The organism is Rothia sp. HMSC065C12 (assembly GCF_001812085.1).
In the GTDB taxonomy this organism is placed as follows: domain Bacteria; phylum Actinomycetota; class Actinomycetes; order Actinomycetales; family Micrococcaceae; genus Rothia; species Rothia mucilaginosa.
In genome coordinates, this window is sequence record NZ_KV807673.1 from 290,914 (window position 1) to 314,991 (window position 24,078).

At 60.8% G+C, this 24,078-nt stretch carries 16 protein-coding genes and 1 tRNA gene; all 17 read left to right on the forward strand.

Going from position 1 to position 24,078, the window contains the following annotated elements:
• Positions 1 to 1,235 precede the first annotated feature (1,235 nt).
• Entirely contained in the window at positions 1,236 to 4,577 is a 3,342-nt protein-coding gene (gene ileS, locus HMPREF2836_RS03515) for an isoleucine--tRNA ligase (RefSeq protein WP_070615860.1), read from the forward strand.
• A gap of 132 nt (positions 4,578 to 4,709) precedes the next feature.
• Positions 4,710 to 6,380: a bifunctional folylpolyglutamate synthase/dihydrofolate synthase gene (locus HMPREF2836_RS03520; protein WP_070615859.1), complete on the forward strand. Its 1,671-nt coding sequence runs from the start codon at positions 4,710 to 4,712 to the stop codon at positions 6,378 to 6,380.
• Between the two features lie 374 nt (positions 6,381 to 6,754).
• Positions 6,755 to 7,432 carry a TenA family protein gene (locus HMPREF2836_RS03525; RefSeq protein WP_070615857.1) on the forward strand — a complete coding sequence of 226 codons (678 nt, stop codon included), beginning with the start codon at positions 6,755 to 6,757 and terminating at the stop codon, positions 7,430 to 7,432.
• Positions 7,433 to 7,897: 465 nt separating this feature from the next.
• Positions 7,898 to 8,560 (forward strand): vitamin K epoxide reductase family protein, encoded by a 663-nt coding sequence (locus HMPREF2836_RS03530; protein WP_070615855.1) that lies wholly within the window; start codon positions 7,898 to 7,900, stop codon positions 8,558 to 8,560.
• Positions 8,561 to 8,859: 299 nt separating this feature from the next.
• Positions 8,860 to 9,099, forward strand: a complete 240-nt coding sequence (locus HMPREF2836_RS03535) for a hypothetical protein (RefSeq protein ID WP_005505761.1) — start codon at positions 8,860 to 8,862, stop codon at positions 9,097 to 9,099.
• A 578-nt stretch (positions 9,100 to 9,677) separates the two neighbouring features.
• Positions 9,678 to 13,478 (forward strand): Rne/Rng family ribonuclease, encoded by a 3,801-nt coding sequence (locus tag HMPREF2836_RS03545; RefSeq protein WP_070615853.1) that lies wholly within the window; start codon positions 9,678 to 9,680, stop codon positions 13,476 to 13,478.
• Between the two features lie 496 nt (positions 13,479 to 13,974).
• Positions 13,975 to 14,286, forward strand: coding sequence for a 50S ribosomal protein L21 (rplU, locus tag HMPREF2836_RS03550; protein ID WP_005505764.1), 312 nt, complete (start codon positions 13,975 to 13,977; stop codon positions 14,284 to 14,286).
• 40 nt (positions 14,287 to 14,326) lie between these two features.
• The gene (gene rpmA / locus HMPREF2836_RS03555) at positions 14,327 to 14,584 is read left to right on the forward strand and encodes a 50S ribosomal protein L27 (RefSeq protein WP_005505766.1); all 258 of its coding nucleotides are present in this window, start codon (positions 14,327 to 14,329) and stop codon (positions 14,582 to 14,584) included.
• Positions 14,585 to 14,782: 198 nt separating this feature from the next.
• Positions 14,783 to 16,390, forward strand: coding sequence for a GTPase ObgE (obgE, locus tag HMPREF2836_RS03560; protein ID WP_070629466.1), 1,608 nt, complete (start codon positions 14,783 to 14,785; stop codon positions 16,388 to 16,390).
• 377 nt (positions 16,391 to 16,767) lie between these two features.
• Positions 16,768 to 17,517 carry a nicotinate-nucleotide adenylyltransferase gene (gene nadD, locus HMPREF2836_RS03565; RefSeq protein ID WP_005505770.1) on the forward strand — a complete coding sequence of 250 codons (750 nt, stop codon included), beginning with the start codon at positions 16,768 to 16,770 and terminating at the stop codon, positions 17,515 to 17,517.
• The gene (locus tag HMPREF2836_RS03570; RefSeq protein ID WP_070629467.1) at positions 17,510 to 18,577 is read left to right on the forward strand and encodes a sulfite reductase subunit alpha; all 1,068 of its coding nucleotides are present in this window, start codon (positions 17,510 to 17,512) and stop codon (positions 18,575 to 18,577) included. Before nadD ends, HMPREF2836_RS03570 begins: the two co-directional genes overlap by 8 nt.
• Positions 18,578 to 18,644: 67 nt before the next feature.
• Positions 18,645 to 19,082: a ribosome silencing factor gene (gene rsfS, locus HMPREF2836_RS03575; protein WP_005505774.1), complete on the forward strand. Its 438-nt coding sequence runs from the start codon at positions 18,645 to 18,647 to the stop codon at positions 19,080 to 19,082.
• Between the two features lie 195 nt (positions 19,083 to 19,277).
• Positions 19,278 to 19,350: transfer RNA gene (locus HMPREF2836_RS03580), tRNA-Ala, on the forward strand.
• 112 nt (positions 19,351 to 19,462) lie between these two features.
• Positions 19,463 to 20,437 carry a cation diffusion facilitator family transporter gene (locus HMPREF2836_RS03585; RefSeq protein WP_070629468.1) on the forward strand — a complete coding sequence of 325 codons (975 nt, stop codon included), beginning with the start codon at positions 19,463 to 19,465 and terminating at the stop codon, positions 20,435 to 20,437.
• Positions 20,438 to 20,781: 344 nt separating this feature from the next.
• Positions 20,782 to 22,182 (forward strand): glutaminase, encoded by a 1,401-nt coding sequence (locus HMPREF2836_RS03590; protein ID WP_070629469.1) that lies wholly within the window; start codon positions 20,782 to 20,784, stop codon positions 22,180 to 22,182.
• A 315-nt stretch (positions 22,183 to 22,497) separates the two neighbouring features.
• The gene (locus HMPREF2836_RS03595; protein ID WP_070629470.1) at positions 22,498 to 23,556 is read left to right on the forward strand and encodes a polysaccharide deacetylase family protein; all 1,059 of its coding nucleotides are present in this window, start codon (positions 22,498 to 22,500) and stop codon (positions 23,554 to 23,556) included.
• 46 nt (positions 23,557 to 23,602) lie between these two features.
• Positions 23,603 to 23,875 (forward strand): hypothetical protein, encoded by a 273-nt coding sequence (locus tag HMPREF2836_RS03600; protein ID WP_239661600.1) that lies wholly within the window; start codon positions 23,603 to 23,605, stop codon positions 23,873 to 23,875.
• The last annotated feature ends 203 nt before the right edge of the window (positions 23,876 to 24,078 follow it).

The window sequence follows — 24,078 nt, forward strand, 5'->3', positions numbered from 1 at the left end:
GTAGGTAATACTATCGAATCATCATTGATGTGTTGCACGATTCATTTTAGACTATTTTGAACTCAAAATGTACGAAAATACACCTTAGTAATCTCTGTGAGTCTATGGATCACTCAAGATATCAATCACTGTAAAGTATTGCGGCTACACCCTGTTAGTGAGGAGCTGTTTGATGGAGGCAACTGTTCCGTGAGAGGGTTGCGTGCATGTTGAGCTAAGTGATTTCAATCATATTTATGACTTGGAAAATGAAAGAGCTGCGCCTCAGTGTTTCCAAGGGTGGGGGAGAGGAGGGTGGTTGGCTCAACCTTCTGGTCGTAAGAAAGTCTTCAAAAGCCCAGAAGAAATACCCGATTCAATAAGGGGAAACCCGCTCAACAATTCCCAAATATGCACTCTATTCACCCGCTATGCATTGCTGAATCATTCAGAAAAACCGGTTCCCACACGGGGTGTTGAAGAGATGAAAACGTGCAGGGGTGAATATCTAGTGGAATTACATCGGTGTTCACCCCATATCTTGTGGTTGCACTGACTGCAATCCCATGGGCTCCCACGAAAAAATCGAAACCCACTTAAAGCAACACCGGGGGAATGCAAAAACATACATCCTTAAACACGCCCGAGCGTGGGGTGAGGCAAGACCCCTTAAGCCCCCTACTCGCTCTAAATATCGCCGAACGAAGAACCATTCTGTTTTGTGTCCCCGGCATCGGCGCATCTGAATAGTACTGTTCAAACCCACACCCCGCGGGGTTGCATACAGGCACAAAAGCCACATAAACTATTAGTGTTTGCAACGACCCGGCCATCACCGGCGAGCAATTCGGAAGAACGGACCGCACCTGCGGGCACCCGCCAATCGCTGCGGCGAGGGTGTCTTAGCGGAAGAGATGTAGTCCCAGTAGAACCGGACGGTTAAGCCCGATATAGCTGTAATAAGCGACTGATACCCGCCCAACGCGCCGCTCTTCCGGTGGCTAGGTATCGCGGACACGCGACACCCCGCTAGCCCCGGGAGGGTTCGGTGCGTTGAGCTGTTAAATCAGTAAGCAAGGTGGTACCGCGCCGCATCCCGACCCCCGGCACAACCCGGGCAAGTCAGCGATGCCTAGGCGTCCTTGCACCCGTCATGTCAATCCTCACCCGCTGAAACGGTGCGGACGACGAGTGCTACGTACCCTGTCGCCCCAACCTCTCAGCGTTGAGAACAACAGATAAGGGCGCACAAACACATGTCCCATGTTTACCCCAAGGCGAGCGCCTTCGAAGCCGCAGGAAGCGGCGTCACCGCATCGCCCAAGTTCCCCGCACTCGAAGAGGCAGTCCTCGACTACTGGAAGAAGGACAACACCTTCTCCGCATCCGTCGAGAACCGCCCCGCAGGCGAAAACGGAGAAAACGAATTCGTCTTCTACGACGGCCCTCCCTTCGCTAACGGCCTGCCCCACTACGGCCACCTGCTCACCGGCTACGCCAAGGACCTCGTCGCACGCTACCAGACCCAGCGCGGCCACAAGGTAGAACGCCGCTTCGGCTGGGACACCCACGGCCTGCCCGCAGAACTCGAGGCAATGAAGCAGCTCGGCATGACCGACAAGCGCGAAATCCTCGAAATGGGCATCGACAACTTCAACGACGCTGCCCGCGCATCCGTGCTCAAGTACACCAACGAGTGGGAAAAGTACGTCACCCGCCAGGCACGCTGGGTCGACTTCGAAAACGACTACAAGACCCTGAACGTCGAGTACATGGAGTCCGTCATCTGGGCGTTCAAGCGCCTCTACGACAAGGGCCTGACCTACCAGGGCTTCCGCGTGCTGCCCTACTGCTGGAAGGACGAGACCCCCCTCTCCAACCACGAGCTGCGCATGGACGACGACGTGTACAAGGACCGCCAGGACCAGACCGTCACCGTCGCATTCCGCCTCACCGCAGACACCGCCCTCGGTGCTGACGAGAAGGTCGCCGCAGAACTCGACGGCGTCGAAGCACTCGCATGGACCACCACCCCCTGGACCCTGCCCACCAACCAGGCGCTCGCCGTCGGACCCGAGATTGAATACTCCGTCGTACCCGGCGCAGGCAAGTTCGAGGGCCGCTCCTTCCTAATCGCCTCCGACCTGCTCGGCTCCTACGCCAAGGACCTCGGCTACGAAGGCGACCAGCCCGAAAAGGACGCAGACGCAGCCGTCACCGCACGCTACACCGGCTCCCAGCTCGAGCACGTGCGCTACACCCCGCTCTGGGACTACTTCGCAGACGCCGAAAAGTGGGGCACCGAAACCTCCTGGCAGATCCTCGTCGCCGACTACGTCACCACCGGTGACGGTACCGGCATCGTCCACCAGGCACCCGCCTACGGTGAAGACGACCAGAAGGTCTGTGAAGGCTACGGCATCCCCGTGATCCTCTCCCTCGACGAAGGCGCAAAGTTCCTGAACCTCTTCGCCGAGCCTACCGCCTCCGGCTCCACCGCCCTGGCTGAGATTGCAGGCGTGCAGGCATTCGACGCGAACCGCACCATCATCAACGCTCTCAAGGCAGACGATGTGCTGATCCGCGAGAAGTCCTACGTGCACTCCTACCCGCACTGCTGGCGCTGCCGCACCCCGCTCATCTACCGTGCAATCACCTCCTGGTACGTGAAGGTCACCGACTTCAAGGACCGCATGTACGAGCTGAACAAGCAGATTAACTGGATCCCGGAAAACGTGAAGTACGGCCAGTTCGGCAAATGGGTTGAGAACGCACGCGACTGGTCCATCTCCCGTAACCGCTTCTGGGGATCCCCGATCCCCGTGTGGGTTTCGGACGACCCGAACTACCCGCGCATGGACGTGTACGGCTCCCTCGAAGAGCTCAAGGCAGACTTCGGCCGTCTGCCCCTGAACAAGGACGGCGAACCCGACCTGCACCGCCCGTACATTGACGAGCTGACCCGCCCGAACCCGGACGACCCGACCGGCAAGTCCACCATGCGCCGCGTGGAAGACGTGCTCGACGTCTGGTTCGACTCCGGCTCCATGCCCTACGCACAGGTGCACTACCCCTTCGAGAACCAGGAATGGTTCGAGAACCACTACCCGGCAGACTTCATCGTCGAGTACATCGGTCAGACCCGCGGCTGGTTCTACGTGCTGCACGTGCTGGCGACCGCGCTCTTCGACCGCCCCGCGTTCAAGAACGTCATCAGCCACGGTATTGTGCTCGGCTCGGACGGTCAGAAGATGTCCAAGTCCCTGCGTAACTACCCGGACGTCTCCGAGGTCCTCGACCGCGACGGCTCCGACGCAATGCGCTGGTTCCTGATGTCCTCCCCGATCCTGCGCGGCGGCAACCTGATCGTGACCGAACAGGGCATCCGCGAGGGTGTTCGCCAGGTCATGCTGCCGCTGTGGAACGTCTACCACTTCTTCGCCCTGTACGCTAACGCCGCCAACAACGGCGAAGGCTACAGCGCAAAGCTCAAGTACGACTCGCAGCACGTGATGGATCGCTTCATCCTCGGCAAGACCCGCGAACTCATCGAGCAGGTCACCGCAGCGATGGACTCCTACGACATCTGGAACGCCTGCGAATCCCTGCGCCAGTACGCCGACGCACTGACCAACTGGTACGTGCGCCGCTCCCGCGAGCGCTTCTTCAACGAAGACACCGACGCATTCGACACCCTCTACACCGCACTGGTGACCGTGTCGAAGGTCGCCGCGTCCCTGCTGCCGCTCAGCAGCGAGGAAATCTACCGCGGCCTCACCGGTGAACGCTCCGTGCACCTGGCTGACTGGCCCGAGGCATCCGCTTTCGCTGATGAGTCTGACCTGCTGGCTCTCATGCAGACCGTGCGTGAGGTCTGCTCCGCCGGTTCGGCACTGCGCAAGGAAAAAAAGATCCGCGTGCGCCAGCCGCTGCAGAAGATGACCGTGGCTATTGCACCCGAGCAGTTCGCTGCCCTGGGTACCGCTTTCGGTGAGAAGGGCGCGGAGTACTTCGCGAACATCGTCGAGGACGAGCTGAACCTGCGCCAGGTGGAGCTGGTCAGCGCCGACACCGTCGACCCCGCCGACTACGGCATCTCCCAGCAGCTGAAGGTCAACGCACGTGCGGCAGGTCCGCGCCTGGGCAAGCAGGTGCAGGTTGCCATTAAGGCATCCAAGTCCGGTGACTGGACCGTGACCGAGGACGGTACCGTCCTGGTCGGCGTGGCAGCTCTGGACGGCGGCCTGGCTCTGGAAGAGGGCGAATACGAGCTGGCAACCGTGGTTGCCGCTGATGCTGAGGGTGCTGAGCACACTGCGGCTGCGGTTCTGCCCGGCGGCTTCCTGGTCCTCAACATTGAGCTGACCGACGAGCTGGTTGCCGAGGGTATCGCCCGCGATACCATCCGCGCTATTCAGCAGGCTCGTAAGGACGCCGACCTGAATGTTGCGGACCGCATCAACCTGAGCATCGCGGCACCGGAGGAAACTCTGGCAGCTCTGCGCACCAACGAAGCACTGGTGACCGGCGAAACCCTCGCCGTGTCCCTGCAGCTGAGCGAAGCAGCCGAGCTGAGCATTAGCGTAGCCAAGGCATAAAACGCCTGAACCGTACGGCCGTCCCGCCCCCTTGATTGGGCGGGGCGGCCCGTCGTCTATCCCGCCGCACGGTTATCCCGCCGCACGGTGGGCCCCTGCCGGCACCGGCCGGCTATCCCAGTGAGGAGAACAATGAGCGAGAAGAATTACCCCGCAATTCCCGACCCCGAGGGCGTGGAGCGGGTCTACGGTGAACTGCTGGCGCGAGCACCCGAAAACAAGATGGCACCGCGCCTGGACGCGGTAGCCCGCGCCGTCGAAATCCTCGGCGACGTGCACCGCGCCGCCCCGGTCATCCACATCACCGGCACGAACGGTAAGACCAGCACCGCCCGCATGATTGAGGCGCTGCTGCTCGGCCACGACCTGCGCGTGGGCCGCTTTACCAGCCCGCACCTCGAAAGCGTCACCGAGCGTATCTGCATTAACGGCGCGCCCGTACCGGATGCCACCTTTGTGCGTATTTGGGAGGAAATCGCCCCCTACCTGCAGATTGTGGACGCGGAGATGACCTCCCGCGGCGAGCCCGCCCTGACCTTCTTCGAGTCCGTTACCGTGCTCGCCTTCGCGATTTTCGCGGATGAGCCGGTGGACGTGGTGGTGCTCGAGGTCGGTATCGGCGGCACCTGGGATTCCACGAACGTTGCCGACGGCGTGGTTTCCGTGGTCACCCCGATTGGTCTGGACCACACCGACATGCTGGGCGAAACCCTCGCTGAGATCGCGACCGAAAAGTCCGGCATCATCAAGCCCGGCGGCTTCCTGATTTCTGCGGCACAGGACCCGGAAGCGGCGAACGTGTTGCTCGCTTCCGCCCGCGAGAAGGAAGCATCCTTCGCCTTTGAGGGCGTGGAGTTCGGCGTTGTCTCCCGTGAGCTTGCGGTCGGCGGTCAGCTGCTGACCCTGCGCGGCCTGGCGGGCGAGTACCCGGATGTGCCGCTGTCCCTGCACGGTGCGCATCAGGCGCAGAACGCCGTGGTGGCTCTCGCCGCCGTGGAGGCGTTCTTCGGCGGTCAGCGTCAGCTGCCCGAGGACGTGGTGCGTACCGCGTTTGAGACGGTGCGCTCGCCGGGCCGTCTGGAGGTTGTGCGCACCGAGCCGCTGACCATCCTGGATGCGGGCCACAACCCGCACGGCGTGCGTGCGTCCGCGGCTGCGCTGACCGAGGCGTTCAAGCTGTCGCACCTGCATTCCGTGGTCGGTATTTTGGGTGAGAAGGATGCTCTGGGCATGTTTGAGACCATGCGCGAAGAGTACGTTGACGCTTCTGACGGTACCTTCCGCCTGTACCTGGCGGCGTCGGATTCGCCGCGTGCGATTGCGCCGGAGCGTCTGCACGAGCTGGCGCTGGATGCGGGTCTGGATGAAGACTCGATCGAGGTGTTTGAGCACCTGGACGAGGCGATTGCCACCGCCATGGAGAACGCCCTCTTTGAGCAGGAGTCGGCGGGCGTGCTGATTACCGGTTCGATTACGGTCATTGGTGAGGCGCGTACCCTGCTGGCGGCGCATGAGGAGGCGAAGACCCCCGGCGCTGAGGCTGAAGAGCTGCCGGATGAGCTGGGCGCCGAGGGTGCCTATGCGGGTTCTGCGGGTGCGGCGTCGGCTTCGACTCTGGCTGCCGCGGCGGCTGCGGCTGCCTCTGCTGAGCCGGATGAGCTGCTGGACGGCATCATGGCTGAGCTGGGTGGCGAGTCTGCGGCGGGTTCTTCGCTGGAGGATTCGCTGGGTCTGCCGCTGGGCGATTCGTACACCGATGATTTCTTCGGTGATGATGATTCCGAGGACGATGCGGATCACTAAGGCGACCCGTTGAGGTTGCAGAGATGAGGCGGGGTGCCGCCCTCCGGTTGGTTGTACTGGCTGGGGGAGTGGCACCCCGTTTTTTCGCGCCTCTGCCCTCGTGCTCCCACTCGAACGCATGATTTCTCACGTGTTCCCATGGGCTCTCATCTAACCCCAATCGTGCGAGTTTGACCGGCATCATCCGCTCTCACCCATCCAAAAAATCGAAAAGAACGAAAATTTGTGGGCACCGGGGCGCAAAACCGGGCGCGCCTTGGCGTCACGGTGCTATATTCGCTGAGGCGCCGGCCCCAACGCCTGAGGCTGCACCAACACACCCGCACACATACGCATACCAGCGACGGTATGCCACATAGTGAAAGGCACCCATCATGCCCGCACCCTTCACCGATTTGATCGGCACCGATTCGTTCACGGAGACGCTGCGTCAGGAGAACCTCGCCACCTGGCTTGCCGCCACGAATCACCGTTTTGTTGCTGAGCTTTTTGACGGCTCGATTGCCCCGCAGGTCATGGCGGGGTACCTGGTGCAGGACTACCGTTTCCTCGATACCTTCCTCGCCCTGATTGGTGGCGCGATTGCTAACGCCGATACTCTCGCGGGTCGTCTGCGCCTCTCCAAGTTTGCGGGCGAAATCGCGGGGGACGAGAATACCTACTTCCTGCGTTGTTTTGAGACTCTGGGCGTGACTGAGCATCAGCGTGACTCCATGCCCGATACGGAGGCGACTACCGGCTTCAAGCGTCTCTTCCTCGACGCGGCGGCAAGCGGTAGCTACGCGGCGATTCTGTCGGTGCTGGTGGTTTGCGAGGGCCTGTACCTGGATTGGGCGTCGAAGGCTCCCGCCAAGCGCCCCGACTCTTTTGTGCACCACGAGTGGATTACCCTGCACGACTACCCGGAGTTCCGTGAGCTGGTTGATTTCCTGCGCCGCGAACTGGACCGTGTGGGCCCGTCGGATGCGCAGCGCGCCCGCGAGTTCTTTAGCCGCGCGGTGGAGCTGGAGCAGCTGTTCTTTGATGAGTCGTACACCCACCCGCTGCCCTAGGTAATACCGCCCTAAGTGATGCCCCGGATAAAGCCCTAGAAATATCCCGTTGAAACCCTCGGAAGGTTCCGCCCGCCGCTGAATTGCGGGCGCCTCCCGGGGGTTTTCGCGTGCTCAAGACGCCCCGAAAGTGCCCGGAATGATTCCTGAAACCGTCCTGAAAACGCACCCATCTGCGTAAAATAGCACGTCATAAAACGGAACATATAGGCTGATGGTGTGCCATTTGGTGGTGTGAGAGGCTAGGATAAATGGGGTACCGCTTCCGGGGTGCTGGCTATGCCGCGCCGATACGTACCCGCTACTGCACGAGGTGAGGCGCACCCTTGAGGGACCTAACCGGCACCTCCTCAGCTGTCCCCGGCGTCTGCCGCGTTGACGGTTGCATGCACCCCTCAACACTACAGAGCTTAAGACGGTGCTGCTGGGACAGTACCACCGTAAAACACTATCTAAAGGAGTCGTATGAGTACCGCCGCATCGAGTACTACCGAGCCTACCCACGCTGAAAAAGAAGCGCAGCACGGGCACGCGGGAACCCCAGGCGGCTACTCAGACCGACAGCTCGGATTCTGGCTGGTTGGCGCCGGCCTGATCGCACTCATTTCTTCAGCGATTCTGGTGTATGAGCGCCTGCAGATTTACATTGATGCCGGCCACTCCACGGTCTGCGATATCAACGCCCTGCTCAGCTGCGGCACGGTGATGCGCACCCCGCAGGCGGAAGCTTTCGGCTTCCCGAACCCGTTCATTGGTCTGGTGGGCTTCTCGATTGTGGTGACTATCGGTGCCGCGATCATGGCGGGTGCACGCTTCAAGAAGTGGTTCTGGGTGTGCATGGACATTGGTTTGGCGGCGGCGACCGCATTCATTATGTGGCTGTGGTACCAGACGACGTTCCAGATTAACGCCCTGTGCCTGTTCTGCATGATCGTGTGGGTTATGACCATCACGCTTTTTGTGAAGACCACGGTCCGCAATATTTCGGCGGGTGTTATTCCGGCATCGCAGTCGATGCGTGAGAGTGCTCGCGGCTGGTCGTGGTTTGCGATTAGCCTGTGGTTGATCCTGATTTTCGGCATTATTGTGATCCGCTTCTTTGAGGTCATTGTGAATATGATGCGCTAAGTAGTTGAGGGCTGATGCCCCGAACATTCAACGCCCCGGTACCTGTTGGTGCCGGGGCGTTGTTGCGTCTGCGGGTGGGTGAGGCTGCGCAGAATATGCCGGGCTGGGGCGCCGGGTAGCGGGGGAGGCGCCGGCAACCTTGCCGGTGGCGGTCAGCGGGGAGGCAACGCGGATGCGTATAATGGTCAGGTATATTCTTGAGCGGCGTCAGCTGGAGCCGTCTGCGGGTTTTACCTGCGGCGTTGACTGCCTGCCGTTCTGCTGGACACTAGATTCTTGATACCCCTTCGAGGAGAACCGTGAAGACTGCCGGAATTGCCGCAATGGGCGCTGCTGCCGTTATTTTTCTGACTGCCCTGCTGTTGCTGACCGCCGGTCACTTCTCGTTGCTGTGGGTGATTCTGCTGGTGGTTTCTCCGTTTGTTTTCATTCTGGGTGTTCCGTTTGCGACCGGTTCCGGTCCGGAGTACCTGCCGACCGACCCGAAGCTTGCTCAGCAGGCTCGTGAGGCGCGCGATGCGGAGCTGGGTCTGGACTAGCCCCTCCTCTGAAAGTTTTTGAAGCCGGGTGGTGCGTAGTGGCACGCCCGGCTTTGCTGTACCCGCAATGCGTCCGCCGCAGAGTGCCCGCGGCAATGTGCCCGTGCATCCTGCCGGGAGGTGAAGCCCAGATAGGATGGGCGGGGTGGCTTAGAGGTACCCTCTACCGGGTATAATGGAACACGGTGTCTTGTGCGCCCCGCACGCGCATAAAGATCCCCACCAACGCATCGAGGGAGAGTACCCGAAGAGCGCCGGCTATAAGCCGCGGAGCATAACTGTCGCACCGCGCGGGCCGCCCGCCTCGGCGAAGAAACCCGAAGACCGGCAGGGCACCCAGGAAGGGTGTGAGCGTGCCGTGCTCGAGAGCGAGGTGGCTGTGACCGTCGCGGCGCGCTCTGCGTTCCGCCCGCTCGCCCCCTACGGCAGAAGCACTGAACGAGATAGTGCCCGGTAGCGCCGATGAACGCGCGCCGTAGGGTGAGGTTTGAGCCGCGGTGACAGCAACTAGGCTTTGCGCTGTATGCGCGCTGTTAAAATCCTTGCGGTGCGGAGCAGGGTGTAACGAAAGAAGATTAATGTCTGACGAGAAGAACGTCGAACTTGGGGTTTTTGAGGCGCTGAACGCCCTCGCGGAGGAGAAGAACGCCTCTGCAGAGACCCGTGAAACTCTGCGTAAGAATGTTCGTGAGAGCTCTGACGCCCAGCAGGGTACTGAGCGCCGCCGTCCGGGTCGCCCGAAGAAGGAGAAGGCTCCTGAGGTTCCCCTGGATGAGGCGATTGCTGCTGGCCTGACCAACCTGCGTAACGCTAAGGCTAAGCACGCGCCGGCACCGAAGGTTGCCGCTCCCGCTGCGTCTGAGACCGAGGTTGCTTCTACTCTGGATAGCCTGTTTGAGGCTGCTGAGAAGAAGGCGGCTGAGCCTGCTGTTGAGGAGAAGACCGCTAAGGTCGAGACCGTCGAGAAGACCGCAAAGGTGGAGGAAATTGTTGCCCCCGCCGCCGAGTCTGCTGAGCCGGTTGCTGAGAAGAAGGCGGCTGAGCCCGCTGCCGAGTCTGCCGTTGAGGTGAAGGAAGAGACCGCCAAGGTTGAGGTCGTAACCCCCGCAAAGGCTGAGGAAGCTGAGAAGACCGAGGCTGCCGCTGAAGAGCAGCCCGCCGAGGCTGCTACGGTTGCTGAAGAATCCGCAACCGAAGAAGCTGCACCCGAGGCACCCGCAGCAGAAGAGTCTGCTGAGGAGTCCGCAGCTGAGGAGCCTGAAGTAGCTCCCGAGCCGGTAAAGACCATTAGCGACCTGCAGCGCGAAAAGCTGCAGGAACTGCGCTCGCGTACCCCCATGGGTGCGATGCCGCTGTTCATGGCACCCGAGCCGGAGGAGCTGAGCGAGCTCGCTGTTGCCGCCAAGCTGGAGCGTGAAGCACGCCGCGCCGCTGCCGAGGAGCAGAAGCGTAAGGAGCGCATGGAGCGCCGCCGTGAGGAGGCTGCCGCTGAGGCTGAGGTGACGAGCCACCGTCGCCGTCGCCGTCGCCGCGGTACCGAAGATATTGAGATTGAGGGCGGCGTCGATGATGAGGTTGAGACCGTCACCAAGGTGCGTGCGCCGCGCCTGGCTGACTCTCACGCATCCAACACTGTGACCGGTGTGCGCGGTTCTACCCGCCTGGAGGCGAAGCGTGTGCGCCGCCGCGAGTCCCGCTCCCTGGGCCGCCGCCGCCACATCGTGACCGAGGCTGAGTTCTTGGCTCGCCGCGAGTCCGTGGACCGTCAGATGCTGGTTCGTCAGAAGGACGGCCGCATCCAGATTGGTGTGCTTGAGGACGGCGTGCTGGCTGAGCACTTCGTATCCAAGACCCAGCAGGATTCCCTGATTGGCAACGTGTACCTGGGTAAGGTGCAGAACGTCCTGCCCTCCATGGAAGCTGCGTTCGTTGACATTGGACGCGGCCGCAACGCTGTGCTGTACGCGGGCGAGGTCAACTGGGATGTCACCGGTCTGGACGGTGCGCCCCGCAAGATTGAGAACGCCCTGAAGCCCGGCGATTCGGTTCTGGTGCAGGTCACCAAGGACCCGATTGGTCACAAGGGTGCCCGCCTGACCAGCCAGGTTTCCCTGCCCGGTCGCTTCCTGGTGTACGTGCCGGGTGGTTCGATGACCGGTATTTCCCGTAAGTTGCCCGACACCGAGCGTGCGCGTCTGAAGAAGATTCTGAAGGACAAGCTGCCCGAGGGTGCTGGCGTGATTGTTCGTACCGCGGCGGAGGGCGCTTCTGAGGAGGAGCTGACCCACGACATTAACCGTCTGCGTGCGCAGTGGGAAGAGATTCAGGAGAAGGCTAACTCCCGCAAGGTATTGGCCCCCGAAATGCTCTACCAGGAGCCCGACCTGATGATTAAGACCGTGCGTGACGTCTTCAACGAGGACTTCACCGCGATGATCGTTCAGGGCGAGAATGCGTGGGATTCCATCGAGGCGTACGTGACGTACGTGGCGCCGGACCTGGTTTCCCGCCTGCAGCAGTGGGACGGCGATGACGACCTCTTCGACCACTACCGCATCAACGAGCAGCTGGCGAAGGCACTGGACCGTAAGGTGTACCTGCCTTCGGGTGGTTCGCTGGTGATTGACCGTACCGAAGCCATGACCGTGGTGGACGTGAACACCGGTAAGTTCACCGGTAGCGGCGGCAACCTGGAAGAGACTGTCACCAAGAACAACCTGGAAGCTGCTGAGGAGATTGTCCGTCAGCTGCGTCTGCGCGATATCGGCGGCATTATCGTCATTGACTTCATTGACATGGTGCTTGAGTCGAACCGTGACCTGGTTCTGCGTCGCCTGATTGAGTGCCTGGGCCGTGACCGTACCAAGCATCAGGTGGCTGAGGTGACTTCGCTGGGTCTGGTTCAGATGACCCGTAAGCGCCTGGGTACCGGTCTGCTTGAGGTCTTCTCGGAGCCCTGTGAGCATTGTGCCGGTCGTGGCCTGGTGGTTCACGATCAGCCGCTGAGCGGTCGTAGCGGTGGCGCGTCGGATTACATCCACCGCCATGAGCGTAATGACCGTAAGCGTAGCCGTGCCGCTGCCCGCGAGGATTCTCGTGACCAGCAGAAGCAGGATGCTCTGGAGTCGAAGAAGGCTGAGCGCCGTAACGCTATGGCTGCGGTGGCTGCCGCATCCGCTCAGAGCGAGGACGTTTCGGAGGAGACTGCTTCGACCCGCAAGAAGCGTAAGCGCCGCAAGCGTTCGCGCCGCGCGGAGACCGCTGAGCTTTCGCTTGAGCAGGAGATTCAGGGTATTGCCGAGGCCGCCAGCGAGCAGGCTCACGCGGAGGTTGCTCAGCGTGAGGACAAGGTCGCTGAAGTCACCGAGGGCAACTGGATTGGTGAGCAGGGCGGTTTCTCCCTGGAGCAGCTGGCGAGCGCGTTCGACCGCGTGGAGGAGGAGTCCGCTGAGGGTTCCTCGCAGGACTCCGCTGAGGGCCGTTCTGATCAGGAACGTTCGGAGGAGCGTCGTTCGTCCAAGCGTGGTGAGAAGAAGTCTTCTCGTAACCGTAAGCGCCGCGAGCTGACCGATGCGGATATTGCCGCTGTTGAGGATTCCGGCGCGGGTGCGCTGGAGGACGAGCACCACGTTGACCCGGAGCTCGACCCGCGCTTTAGCCGCTCTTCGGATCGTTTTGAGGCGATTCGCGCCGGTGAGGCGAAGGCTCGTGCTTCTCAGAAGGCTGGCCGTCTTGCCCGCGCTGAGGGTGAGTCGTTCCGTTCGGGCCGTGAGGATCGTTCGGAGGAGCGTCGTTCGTCCAAGCGCCAGGACCGTGAGCAGCAGAACGCTGAGGCAACCTCGGGTGTGCAGAAGGCTCAGGAGTCCAAGCGTGTTGAGCGTGAGGACCTGCGCATTGAGGATGTTCGCGAGACTCCGCGTGCCTCCCGCCGCCGTGCTCGTCGTGCCGCTGATGAGAAGCGCGCCGAGAAGGCAGCTGAGCAGAGCGTGGCATCCGAGCAGGCACCCGCAAAGGCTGATAAGGTTGAGAAGTCTGAGTCTCGCACGGTTGTGACCGGGGTGATTGGTGCTCCGGCGGTGACCGGTGTGGTGGGCGCAGCTCCCGCAGCGGTTGAGGCTCCGGTTGAGGAGGCTCAGAAGCCTGCGGCTCAGGTGCCCGGTTCGACCCCGCGTAAGCGTCGCACTCGCCGTGCGGCTTCGAGCGCCGGTGCCGGTGCTCAGGTCGTGACCGTGGACGCTTCCGAGCGTGCTGAGGGTTCCGTGGTTGCTTCCGCTTCTGTTGCGGATGTGACTCCGGTGTCTGATGACGCTTCGGCCCCTGTCTTGTTCGGCATTGGTGTTGCTGCTGCCGACATTAAGCGTGAAGGTAAGGACGATTAGTCTTTAGCTTCCGATCATCGGAAATCCGATGGTGTGTATGTTGCGCCCCGGCGGGGTGGAGTAATCCACCCCGCCGGGGTTTTTATGCCCGGTTTATCTGCGGTGTATCTGCCGGGGTTGAGTAGTATCACGTGCCGACTTCGTGCGTTCCGCAAAATTATCTATTGCGCGGCGCGTAGATCATGCCGTATCCTTAAGGACTGGTGTTTATCTCAGTGAAGCCCTATCGACGCAGGGCCAGCGGGAGACACCGCTCCCACCCGCATCGTCTTCAGCGCGGTCGAGTGTTCGGCTGAGTTTGGAACGTGCGGGAGAGAGACACCACCGGTGAGCCTCGCGTGTTGGCTTCGGCGGGCAATCCCGCCGGAACGCACGGGCCGTTCCTCCTTGTTCGCGGTCATTCGACTGGCGGGGGAGGGCGCACAGCAATGAAAGCGCAGGCTGCTCATTCGTGTGAGATTCAAGAAGCAAGTTGTCGAGAAAAGTGAGTCCCATAGTGGCATACGCGATTGTACGCGCTGGCGGCCGCCAGGAGAAGGTTTCCGTAGGCGACCTCGTTACCCTTGACCGTGTTGCAGGCGAGCCCGGCAGCACCATCGAGCTGCCCGTGCTGCTGCTCGTCGACGGTGACAAGGTCACCGCTGACGCAAAGTCCCTGGCTTCCGCCAAGGTTGTTGCTGAGAAGGTTGAGGACCTGCGCGGTCCGAAGATTGTTATTCAGAAGTACAAGAACAAGACCGGTTACAAGAAGCGTCAGGGCTTCCGCGCCGAGCTGACCACCGTCAAGATTACCGCTATCAACGCGTAATCGAAACGACCGGAATTCAACCCTAAGGTAGGAATACAGAATGGCACACAAGAAGGGCGCAAGCTCCACCCGTAACGGCCGTGACTCGAACCCCCAGTACCTCGGTGTTAAGCGCTACGGCGGCCAGTCCGTCAACGCAGGCGAGATTCTCGTTCGCCAGCGCGGCACCCACTTCCACCCCGGCCTGAACGTTGGCCGCGGTGGCGACGACACCCTGTTCGCTCTGGCAGCAGGCACCGTCGAATTCGGTACCCGCAAGGGCCGCAAGGTCGTTAACATCCTGGCAGCAGCTGAGTAATACTCACCGCTAGGGCAGAGGGGGTAGGCGTTAGTCTACCCCCTCTCGCTATGACCTCGAATGCCGTGGACGCCCGCCCGTGCTGGGCTCCACGATGAGGCGCACCCCAACCCGGTCGCGCCTGCCGCCGCATCCGCAGCATGATTGGTGTGTGCCGTGCGGTGGCGAAGTGAAGATTTTCCAAGATAAGGAGAACCCGTGGCAGAATTCGTGGACCGCGTGGTCTTGCATGTATCTGGCGGTCGCGGAGGTAACGGCTGCGTCTCCGTGCGACGTGAAAAGTTTAAGCCCCTGGGCGGCCCTAACGGCGGTAACGGTGGTAATGGTGGCGCGGTGATTCTGCGCGTGGATAACCAGACCACGACCCTGCTGGAGTACCACCACAGCCCGCACCAGCACGCCCCGAATGGCGATATTGGTCGTGGCGATATGCACCACGGCTTTAACGGTGAGGACCTGATTCTGACCGTGCCGCAGGGTACTGTGGTGAAGGACCGCGAGGGTAATGTTTTGGCTGACCTGCTGCGTGTGGGCGACGAGTATGTTGCTGCCCGTGGCGGTATGGGCGGTCTGGGTAACGCTGCGTTGGCTTCGGCTAAGCGTAAGGCTCCCGGTTTTGCTCTGCTGGGCACCCCCGGTGAAGAGGCTGATATTGTTCTGGAGCTCAAGTCCATTGCGGATGTGGCTCTGGTGGGTTACCCCTCGGCGGGTAAGTCTTCGTTGATTGCTGCGATTTCTGCGGCGCGTCCGAAGATTGCTGATTACCCGTTCACCACTTTGATCCCGAACCTGGGTGTGGTGCAGGCGGGCGATGTTCGCTACACCGTCGCGGATGTTCCCGGTCTGATTGAGGGCGCTTCGGAGGGCCGCGGTCTGGGCCACCGCTTCCTGCGCCATGTGGAGCGTTCTTCGGCTCTGGTGCATGTGATTGACTGCGCTACTTTGGAGCCGGGCCGCGACCCGATTAGTGACTTTGAGGTGATCCGCGGCGAGCTGCAGAACTATGAGGTTGACCCGACTGCGGGTGTGACCGTGCCGCTGCATGAGCGTCCGCAGATTGTGGTGCTCAATAAGATTGACGTTCCTGAGGCTCGTGAGCTGGCTGAGTTTGTTCGCCCCGAGTTTGAGGAGATGGGCTTCAAGGTCTTCGAGATTTCGACTGCTTCCCATGAGGGTCTGAAGTCCCTGATCTTTGCGATGGCAAAGCTTGTGGAGGAGGACCGCGTGGCTCGTGCCGTTGCCGAGAAGGAAGCGGAGCGCGTGGTTGTTGAGGCTCCTGTGGTTCGCCCGAAGGGCTTCCGCGGTAAGAAGAAGCAAGAGTTCGTTATTCGCCGCGAGGAGCGTAACCTTGAGCCGCTGTTCCGCGTGATTGGTGAGAAGCCTGAGCGTTGGATCCAGCAGACTGACTTCAATAATGATGAGGCTGTCGGCTACCTGGCGGACCGCCTGGCGCGCCTGGGTGTTGAGGATGAGCTGTTCAAGGCTGGTGCTCGTGCCGGTGACGCCGTGGTGATTGGCGAGAACGACAACTCGGTGATCTTCGATTGGGAGCCGACCATGGTCGGTGGCGCTGAGTTGCTGTCCTCCCCGCGTGGTACGGACGCTCGTCTGGAAGAGATTATTCGCCCGACTCGTGCGCAGAAGCGTGTGGAGTACAAGGAGCGTATGGACGCGAAGGCGGAGGCTCGTGCCGAGCTGGAGTCCGAGCGTGTTGCAGGCGTGTGGACCGAGTCGGTTGAGTACCGCAAGAAGTTGAAGGAAGGCAAGGTCGACGAGAATATCGACATGCCGAACATCGACGACTAGTAGCTGAAGCGTAGCTGTTGCCTAGACAGTGAATGGTGCCGCGTACCGGGGTTTGGCTCCGGTGCGCGGCGCTTTCTTGTGTGCGGCGCTTTCTTGTAGGTTCTGTGGTTGCCTCTCGCGCCGGATGTGCGCGTCGGAACACGCGGGTGAGCCTGTGGTGAACCTGTGGTCGGGCGTGCTGGCTGGGTATTCCACTGGCGGCTTAGCTCACCCCCGTCATTTCGGTTTTTTTGACCGCAAGCAGGTAGCATAGAGGGGAATGTACGCGGGCACCGTTTTCGGTGTTGCGTACCTTCTGTGTACCTGCCCGCATCCGCGCCTGTGGTGGCTCTTTAGTTGCTGTGGTGCGGTCTCTGTCCCCAGCAAGGACGGCATTTGTGACTGACCAGTCTGTTCACCTTGATTTTGGTGCTCCGAGCACCGAGTCGATTCCCCCGCGCACTCCCGGTCGGGTGCGTCTGGGTGTGATGGGTGGAACCTTCGACCCGATTCACCACGGACACCTGGTGGCAGCTAGTGAAGTTGCCGCCGTGTTCGACCTGGACGAGGTCGTGTTCGTTCCGACCGGTCAGCCCTGGCAGAAGGTGGGGGAGCGGCACGTGAGCGACGCTGAGCATCGCTACCTGATGACGGTGATTGCAACTGCGTCGAACCCGCGTTTTACGGTGAGCCGTATTGATATTGACCGTGGCGGCGCCACCTACACCTTTGATACGCTTAACGAGCTGCGCGCCCTGCGCCCGGATGCTGACCTGTTCTTCATTACCGGTGCGGACGCGATTAGCCAGATTATGACCTGGCGCAATGCCCATAAGCTGTGGGATTTGGCGACTTTTGTGGGCGTGACCCGCCCCGATCATGATCTGGATCCGCCGCTGGCTGAGGGTCGTCATATTACGACCCTGAAGATTCCTGCGATGGCGATTTCTTCGACCGATATTCGTCGCCGCGCAGCTGCAGACGCCCCCATCTGGTACCTGGTGCCCGATGGTGTGGTGCAGTACATTGCTAAGTACGGCCTGTACAAGAAGGACGCCTTGACGGCGTACCGTGACGGCTTGCCCCACGTGAAAGATGAGTCTGGGCAGGCACCCCAATCGACGAATAATGAGGGAACACATGAGTGAAGCTACGGGTTCGAAGCCCTATAGCGAGGACGAAGCGTACCTCTACGAGACGTACGTGACCGAGGACGGCATTGAGGTGCCGCCGCCTACTAAGGTGATGGGGCCGCGCCGTCTTGCCCGCTACCGTGAAGAAGTTGCCGAGTACCTGCGTGCAGCCCGCCGCGGTGAGCCCGCGAAGCCTGTTGCGAATATGGGCTCCGTGATTCATGCGGACGCTATTGACCCGCAGGTTCTGGCTGTTCAGCGTCGTTTTGCGGCGTTGGCTGCCCAGGGCAAGATTGACACTGAGGCGAACGATGAGGAGAAGCTGCACGAGCCTGCTCCTCTGACCAGTAGCCTGCGTGTTCTGCGCCCCGAAGAGATCGCGCAGAACCGTGTGGATGCGACCAGCCCCTCCGCGGTGGATAACCCGATGACTTCTTCGATCCCGGTCATTGCCGTGGTCAAGGAGGAGAAGCCGGAACCCGAGCTGCACCAGTACTTGGTGCGCGATGAGCCGAAGGTTGAGGAGCTGGACAGCTCTGACGTTGAGGCTGAGCAGACCGAGGTCGCTTCCGTTGAGGAAGAGACCGTTGAGGTTGCTGAGGTTGAAGAGTCTGCTGACGAACTGCCCACCCGCGTGAGCGCAGTGAACGCGCAGGGTCTTGACCTGAGCGTGCTGGATGGCGCCTCCGCCGGTGACACCGTGGATTCGGTGGATGGTGACCCGACTGTTGCTCTGAGCCCGGATGAGGTTGAGGAGCTGCTGCAGCGCATGGTGGATCGTCAGGATCCCGAGGAGTCCGCTGCCCTGGTTGAAGAGGTCATCGAGGAAGCTGAGGAGTCTGAGGAAGCCGCGAAGGATGCAGAGTCCAAGGTTGCTGATTCTAAGGTTGCTAAGTCCAAGTCTGCTCCGGTACCTTCCGCTGAGGCTTCCAAGGAGTCCGCTTCTAAGGGCGCTGTTGAGAAGGCTGAAGAGGTTCTGCAGCCTGCACAGAAGGCCTCCCTGGCGTGGCTGTGGATTGTGCTGCTGCTCGCCCTGGTCGTTGTTGGTCTGATTATGATTTTTGGCCCTAAGTAGGCCGTGAACAATGCACCCCTGTTGCGGGGTGCTGCCGGCGGGTGTTCTGCCGGCAAGGAAGGAAAATATGACTGCTGCACAGTCCTCGATTGAGGCTCTGCGCATTGCCGCCCGCGCTGCGGAGGAGAAGCAGGGAACGAACCTGTTCGCTGTGGATGCATCCGACGCGATGGGTCTGATTGATGGCTTCCTGGTGGTTTCTGCCCACAATGAGCGCCTCGTGAACGCCGTTGCGGATGAGGTTGAGGACGCTCTGCGTGAGCAGGCTGACCTGAAGCCGGTCCGCCGTGAGGGTCGTTCCTCGGGTCGTTGGATTCTGCTGGACTTCGGCGATATTGTCGTGCACGTTCAGCATGAGGAGGACCGCGAGTTCTACGCTCTGGATCGTCTGTGGGCTGAGGCTCCGCGTATTGAGCTGGGCGTTGAGAACGAGGCTCCCTTCGACATTGAGGGTGAGACTGAGGAAGATGCTGCACGCATCATTCCCGCTCAGGATGAGGCATAGGCTTCTGCTTGATTTTTAGCTGATGAGGGGTGGGCTCTGCTGGCGCTGTATGGTGCCGCGGGGTCCGCCCTTCTTGCTTAGCCTTTGGCTTACCCGCCGGGAACTTTTTGGATTTTTGGGTGCGCTGGTTTGCATCGCTGTCCGTGGTGTGTGTAATATATTCATGTTGCCTCGTTGAGGTCACTAACAGAATATGGGGATATGGCGCAGCTGGTAGCGCACCTGCATGGCATGCAGGGGGTCAGGGGTTCGAGTCCCCTTATCTCCACGTTTTCCTCGGTTGAGGAGCTTGTCGCCCGGTTCTTGTGAATCGGGCGATTTTGCTATCTGCCGATAACTCTCGATAGTCAACAACACAGTTCATAGTTGAGGAGTCACTCATGGGAGCGCACGCACATCACGGCCACGGCGGGCATCACGGGCATCACCACGACCATTCGCATGCCCCGAGCCCGGAGGACGCCGCCTCGATGCGTCCGCGCCTGCTGATTGCGTTCAGTCTGGCGGTCGTTATTGTGTTGGCGCAGGCGATTGGTTCGTTGGTCACCGGAAGTCTTGCGTTGCTGACTGATACGGCGCACGCTGTTACGGATGCCTCGGGCCTGCTGGTGGCGCTTACGGCGGCTTCGCTCATGACGCGCCCGGCAACGTCCCGCCGCACGTGGGGTTTCCGCCGTATTGAGGTGCTTGCCGCCCTCGGGCAGTCGGTGCTGCTGCTGGCGGTGGGTATCTACACGGCGGTGGAGGGCGTGCATCGCCTGTTCGCCCCGCCGGAGGTGCCCGGCACCGAGCTGCTGATCTTTGGTGTGGTCGGCCTGGTGGCGAACGCTATTGGTATTGCGGTGCTGGCTACGGCGAGGAACGCGAACTTCAATATGCGTGCCGCGTTCCTGGAGGTGCTCAATGACGCCCTGGGTTCGCTGGGTGTGATTGTGGCGGCTATCGTGATTTGGCTGACCGGCTTCTACCAGGCGGACGCCCTGGCGGGTCTGTTCATTGCGGCGCTGATTGTGCCGCGTGCGATGCGTCTGATGAGGCAGACGACTGCGGTGCTCATGGAGTTCACCCCGGACGGTCTGGATTTGGACGCGATGCGTGAGCACATGCTGCGCGTTGAGGGTGTTGTGGAGGTGCACGATGTGCACGCTTCGATGGTGGCGACCGGTCTGCCGGTGGTGACCGCGCACGTGGTGGTTGCCGATTCGTGCTTCCATGACGGGTCTGCGGTGGCAATTCTGGACCGTATCCGCTCCTGCGTGGCGACCCATTTTGAGGTGTCGGTGGAGCATTCGACGTTCCAGCTGGAGACTGCCGAGTTGGGTGGTCGTGAGCCGGCTTCGATTCGCCACCCGTAGGTTTTGCCCGGGCTTCGCCGGAGGTTCTGCCCGCCGCGGTAAATTACGGCAGAAAACGGCAAACCAGAACAGGTACCAGAGCCTGAAATAGCGGGGGAGTAGTGACCGTTATATTTGGTGGCTTCAACACGCAAAAGATACACTCTTTAGGGAGCAAAAGGTGCTCCTCACCCACGCACTTTGACAGGTTCGCTGGCTGGCTCTTTAGTTTGGTAGCCGCGGAAGCCTGTAACGATGAGCGCCTCAGCCCGACTGAAACGGAACAGCTGAAACGGAACAGCGGGCGGGCGCATCCTAGAATTTTTGACGAGAACAACCACGATTAGCAGCAGATACGGAACACTATGCATTCACCTATTGCCACTTACCTGACCGAGACCCTCGAGTCGGTCGCTTCTGATACCTCCGGTGAGTTGGCAAACTACATTCCGGAACTTGCCGCCGTGGACCCGGACAAGCTTGCCGCGTCTATCGCCATGGTTGATGGTGAGCAGTACGCCGCCGGTGACTCCGATGTGGAGTTCACGATCCAGTCGATTTCTAAGCCGTTCGTGTACGCCCTGGCGCTCGCGGACCGCGGCTATGATGATGTGCTTGCGAAGGTGGGTGTGGAGCCTTCCGGTGAGCCGTTCAACGAGCTGTCCCTGGAGGACGGCTCCGGTAAGCCGCTGAACCCGATGATTAACGCGGGCGCGATTACCACCCATTCGCTGGTGGGCCCTCCCGGCGCGACTCAGGGCGAGCGCATGGAGCGCGTCATTTCTGGTTTGTCTGCGTTTGCGGGCCGTCGCCTGTCGGTGAATGAGCGCGTGTACGAGTCTGAGCTGGAGCACGCGCACCGCAACTACGCGATTGCGCATATGCTGCGCGGCCACGGCATCCTGACCGGCGACCCGACCGTGGCGGTGCAGGGTTACACCCGCCAGTGCTCGCTGATGGTGACGGTCAAGGATTTGGCGTTGATGGCGGCGACTTTGGCGAACTATGGTGTGCATCCGGTGACGGGTGAGCATGTGGTTCCTAAGACTGTGGTGCGTCAGGTGCTGAGCGTCATGTTCACGTGCGGTATGTATAACGCTGCGGGTGACTGGGCGACCCAGGTGGGTGTGCCGGCGAAGAGCGGCGTGGGCGGCGGCATTATTGGTGCTGTGCCCGGTCAGCTGGGTGTGGCGACGTTCTCGCCGCGTCTGGACGGTCATGGTAACAGTGTGCGCGGTGTGGAGTTGTTTGAGCAGTTCTCGGATGACATGGGCATGCACGTGATGAACGTGCCGACCGTGGCTCGTTCGGCGTTGCGCGCGAACTACCAGATCGGTTCGGGCGATGAGTCTATGCGCCTGATTCAGTTGCAGGGCCGTATCCGTTTTGCGGGTGTGGAGCGCGTAATCCGTGAGATTGTGGAATCCCCGATGGAGGGTTCGAAGGTCGCCCTGGACGTGACGCGCGTGTACGCGGTGGATGAGGTCGCTCAGAGCATGCTCCTGGAGCTGATGCGTCGCCTGCGGAATGATGGGTACAAGGTGTACCTGATTGATAATGACGAGACGATCACGAATACGGATGCGCTGCGCAGCATGGGTGTGAAGGTTTTGACGAACCCGGCGGCGGTGACTTCTGCTGAGTCGGATGCTGAGCGTGTGGCTGAGGCGGACGCCGAAGAGGCTGCGGAGGCTGCAGCGCTGGAGGCACTGAATGCGTTGGAATCCGCTCAGGCGGAGCAGCCGGAAGCTCCGGAGTCCGAGTAGGTTTCTCTCCGCGTACTTGGATGTACGATTGTGTGAACTTATATATTGAGGCCCCTTTCCCGGGCGCGTTGTGAATGCGTTCTGGGGGAGGGGTCTTGCTGTACTTAGAATTGCACCTTGCGCTGTAGCTGGGGCTGTACTTGAATCTGTACCTGGATTATCTGGCGTGCGAGTAGCTTAGCGTACTGAGCGTGGTCTTCGGTGAGTGAGGGGACTGAAAGTACGTAGAGGTTCTTTAATAGCGCAGTTGTTAATCATTAAGTAATATTTTGAATTTTTCGATAGCTAACAGTGGTCTCATCATACACTCGTAATATGAACACTGTTCCACACCCAGAAACACCTATCGCTCCTCGTCAATCCGCTATTACTGATCCCACCGCTGACCGGGCGGTGGCGGGTGCTTCTGCCCGCGCCTCCATGGGGCGACGGGAACTCTTACAACACGTTGGTACCTTTGGTCTGGGCGCGGTGGGCTTCGGCGTGCTGGGTCTTGGCCTCACCGGTTGCACCACGTCCGCGGCGGATGACGCTCACGAGGTAACGGCTAGTGGGTCTGCCTCGGGCAGTACCCCGTCGAACACCCCGTCCGGTAGTGCGTCGGGTAGCGCCTCGGCGAGCCCTTCTTCGACCCCTTCGGCAAGCTCGGCGGCTGCCCCTTCCGCATCTGGCTCCGCAACGGGTACCCCATCCCCGACCGCCGCAGCATCTAAGACCGCTTCTGCGACTGCGACCTCGTCGAACCCGGTTCCCGCAGCTCGTGCCTGGACTGGCCCGCAGACCGGCCTGCCCGGTGAGGGCAAGTACATTGCGTGGACGGTCGATGACGGCGCCGACCCGGAGGTGGTACGCGCCTACGCGGAGTTTTCTCGCCGTACCGGCACGCGCCTCACCTTCTTTATCAACGGTCAGTACCCGGCGTTTAGGCAGCATCGTGACCTGTTGTTGCCGCTGGTGAAGAGCGGTCAGTTGCAGATTGCGAACCACACGTATAGTCATGCGGCGTTGACGAGCCTGACGGATGAGCAGATTGTTCAGGAGTTGACCCGTAATGATGAGGAGATTAGGCGTCTGTTTGGGGTGTCTTCGAAGCCGTATTTCCGCCCACCGTACGGGTATTATGATGCGCGCGTGTTGGCGGCTGCGGCGTCGTGTGGTTTTACGCGCCCGGTTCTGTGGTACGGGTCGTTGGCGGATTCGTCTAATATTTCTTCGGCTGAGGTGTATGCCTATGCGGAGAAGTATGCGTTGGCTCAGCATATTGTGATTGGGCATTTGAATTATCGGGGTGTGGTGTCTGAGTTGGACCGTATTCGGGCGTTGTTGGATCGGCGCGGGTTGAAGACGGTGACGATTCGCGACTATTACGGGTAGTGCGGGGGAACCCCGGCGAGGGGTTCCGGTGGGTATACTGGGAGGCATGATGAAGCTTCCTCAGAACCCTCTCCTTCGGCAGGTGCACCGCTTCCGTGAGTCGCTACTGCTTCTGCTGTATTACTCGCTGTCTTTTCTGGGTGTGCGGTGGATGCGCACGGGGCATCCGCGTGTGGCGGCGGTGTGGTCTGTGGGTTTGTGGCTGAATTTGGTGCTGCGCGGCATGGGCCAGGTGGTGCGTATGCTGGTGCCGGTCCTGCAGGATGCGGAGGCGCGCCGTGCTCGTGCTGAGCGTGCCCGCGCCTACCAGCCGCGCTAACCTCACCGGCTGAGCTGACAGAACGAGGCTGATATGACGAAGCCCCCTCGTACTAGAATGAACTGCCTCCCGTTTCTTGGACAACGAAATTGAAGTCCAGGAAATGGGAGGCTTTTCATGTCTATAAATCTGGGATTGAGGCATGATCGTCTGCTCCGGGAGCAGGCAGCGCAAATGTTTGAGAAGGGACGTGGCTATCGTTT

Bases quoted from the DNA above. Each gene is read 5' to 3' on its own strand.
- ileS (WP_070615860.1), top strand. From the start codon at position 1,236: ATGTCCCATGTTTACCCCAAGGCGAGCGCCTTCGAAGCCGCAGGAAGC.
- HMPREF2836_RS03520 (WP_070615859.1), top strand. From the start codon at position 4,710: ATGAGCGAGAAGAATTACCCCGCAATTCCCGACCCCGAGGGCGTGGAG.
- HMPREF2836_RS03595 (WP_070629470.1), top strand. From the start codon at position 22,498: ATGAACACTGTTCCACACCCAGAAACACCTATCGCTCCTCGTCAATCC.
- HMPREF2836_RS03525 (WP_070615857.1), top strand. From the start codon at position 6,755: ATGCCCGCACCCTTCACCGATTTGATCGGCACCGATTCGTTCACGGAG.
- HMPREF2836_RS03545 (WP_070615853.1), top strand. From the start codon at position 9,678: ATGTCTGACGAGAAGAACGTCGAACTTGGGGTTTTTGAGGCGCTGAAC.
- HMPREF2836_RS03585 (WP_070629468.1), top strand. From the start codon at position 19,463: ATGGGAGCGCACGCACATCACGGCCACGGCGGGCATCACGGGCATCAC.
- HMPREF2836_RS03530 (WP_070615855.1), top strand. From the start codon at position 7,898: ATGAGTACCGCCGCATCGAGTACTACCGAGCCTACCCACGCTGAAAAA.
- rpmA (WP_005505766.1), top strand. From the start codon at position 14,327: ATGGCACACAAGAAGGGCGCAAGCTCCACCCGTAACGGCCGTGACTCG.
- HMPREF2836_RS03570 (WP_070629467.1), top strand. From the start codon at position 17,510: ATGAGTGAAGCTACGGGTTCGAAGCCCTATAGCGAGGACGAAGCGTAC.
- HMPREF2836_RS03590 (WP_070629469.1), top strand. From the start codon at position 20,782: ATGCATTCACCTATTGCCACTTACCTGACCGAGACCCTCGAGTCGGTC.
- HMPREF2836_RS03600 (WP_239661600.1), top strand. From the start codon at position 23,603: ATGATGAAGCTTCCTCAGAACCCTCTCCTTCGGCAGGTGCACCGCTTC.
- rsfS (WP_005505774.1), top strand. From the start codon at position 18,645: ATGACTGCTGCACAGTCCTCGATTGAGGCTCTGCGCATTGCCGCCCGC.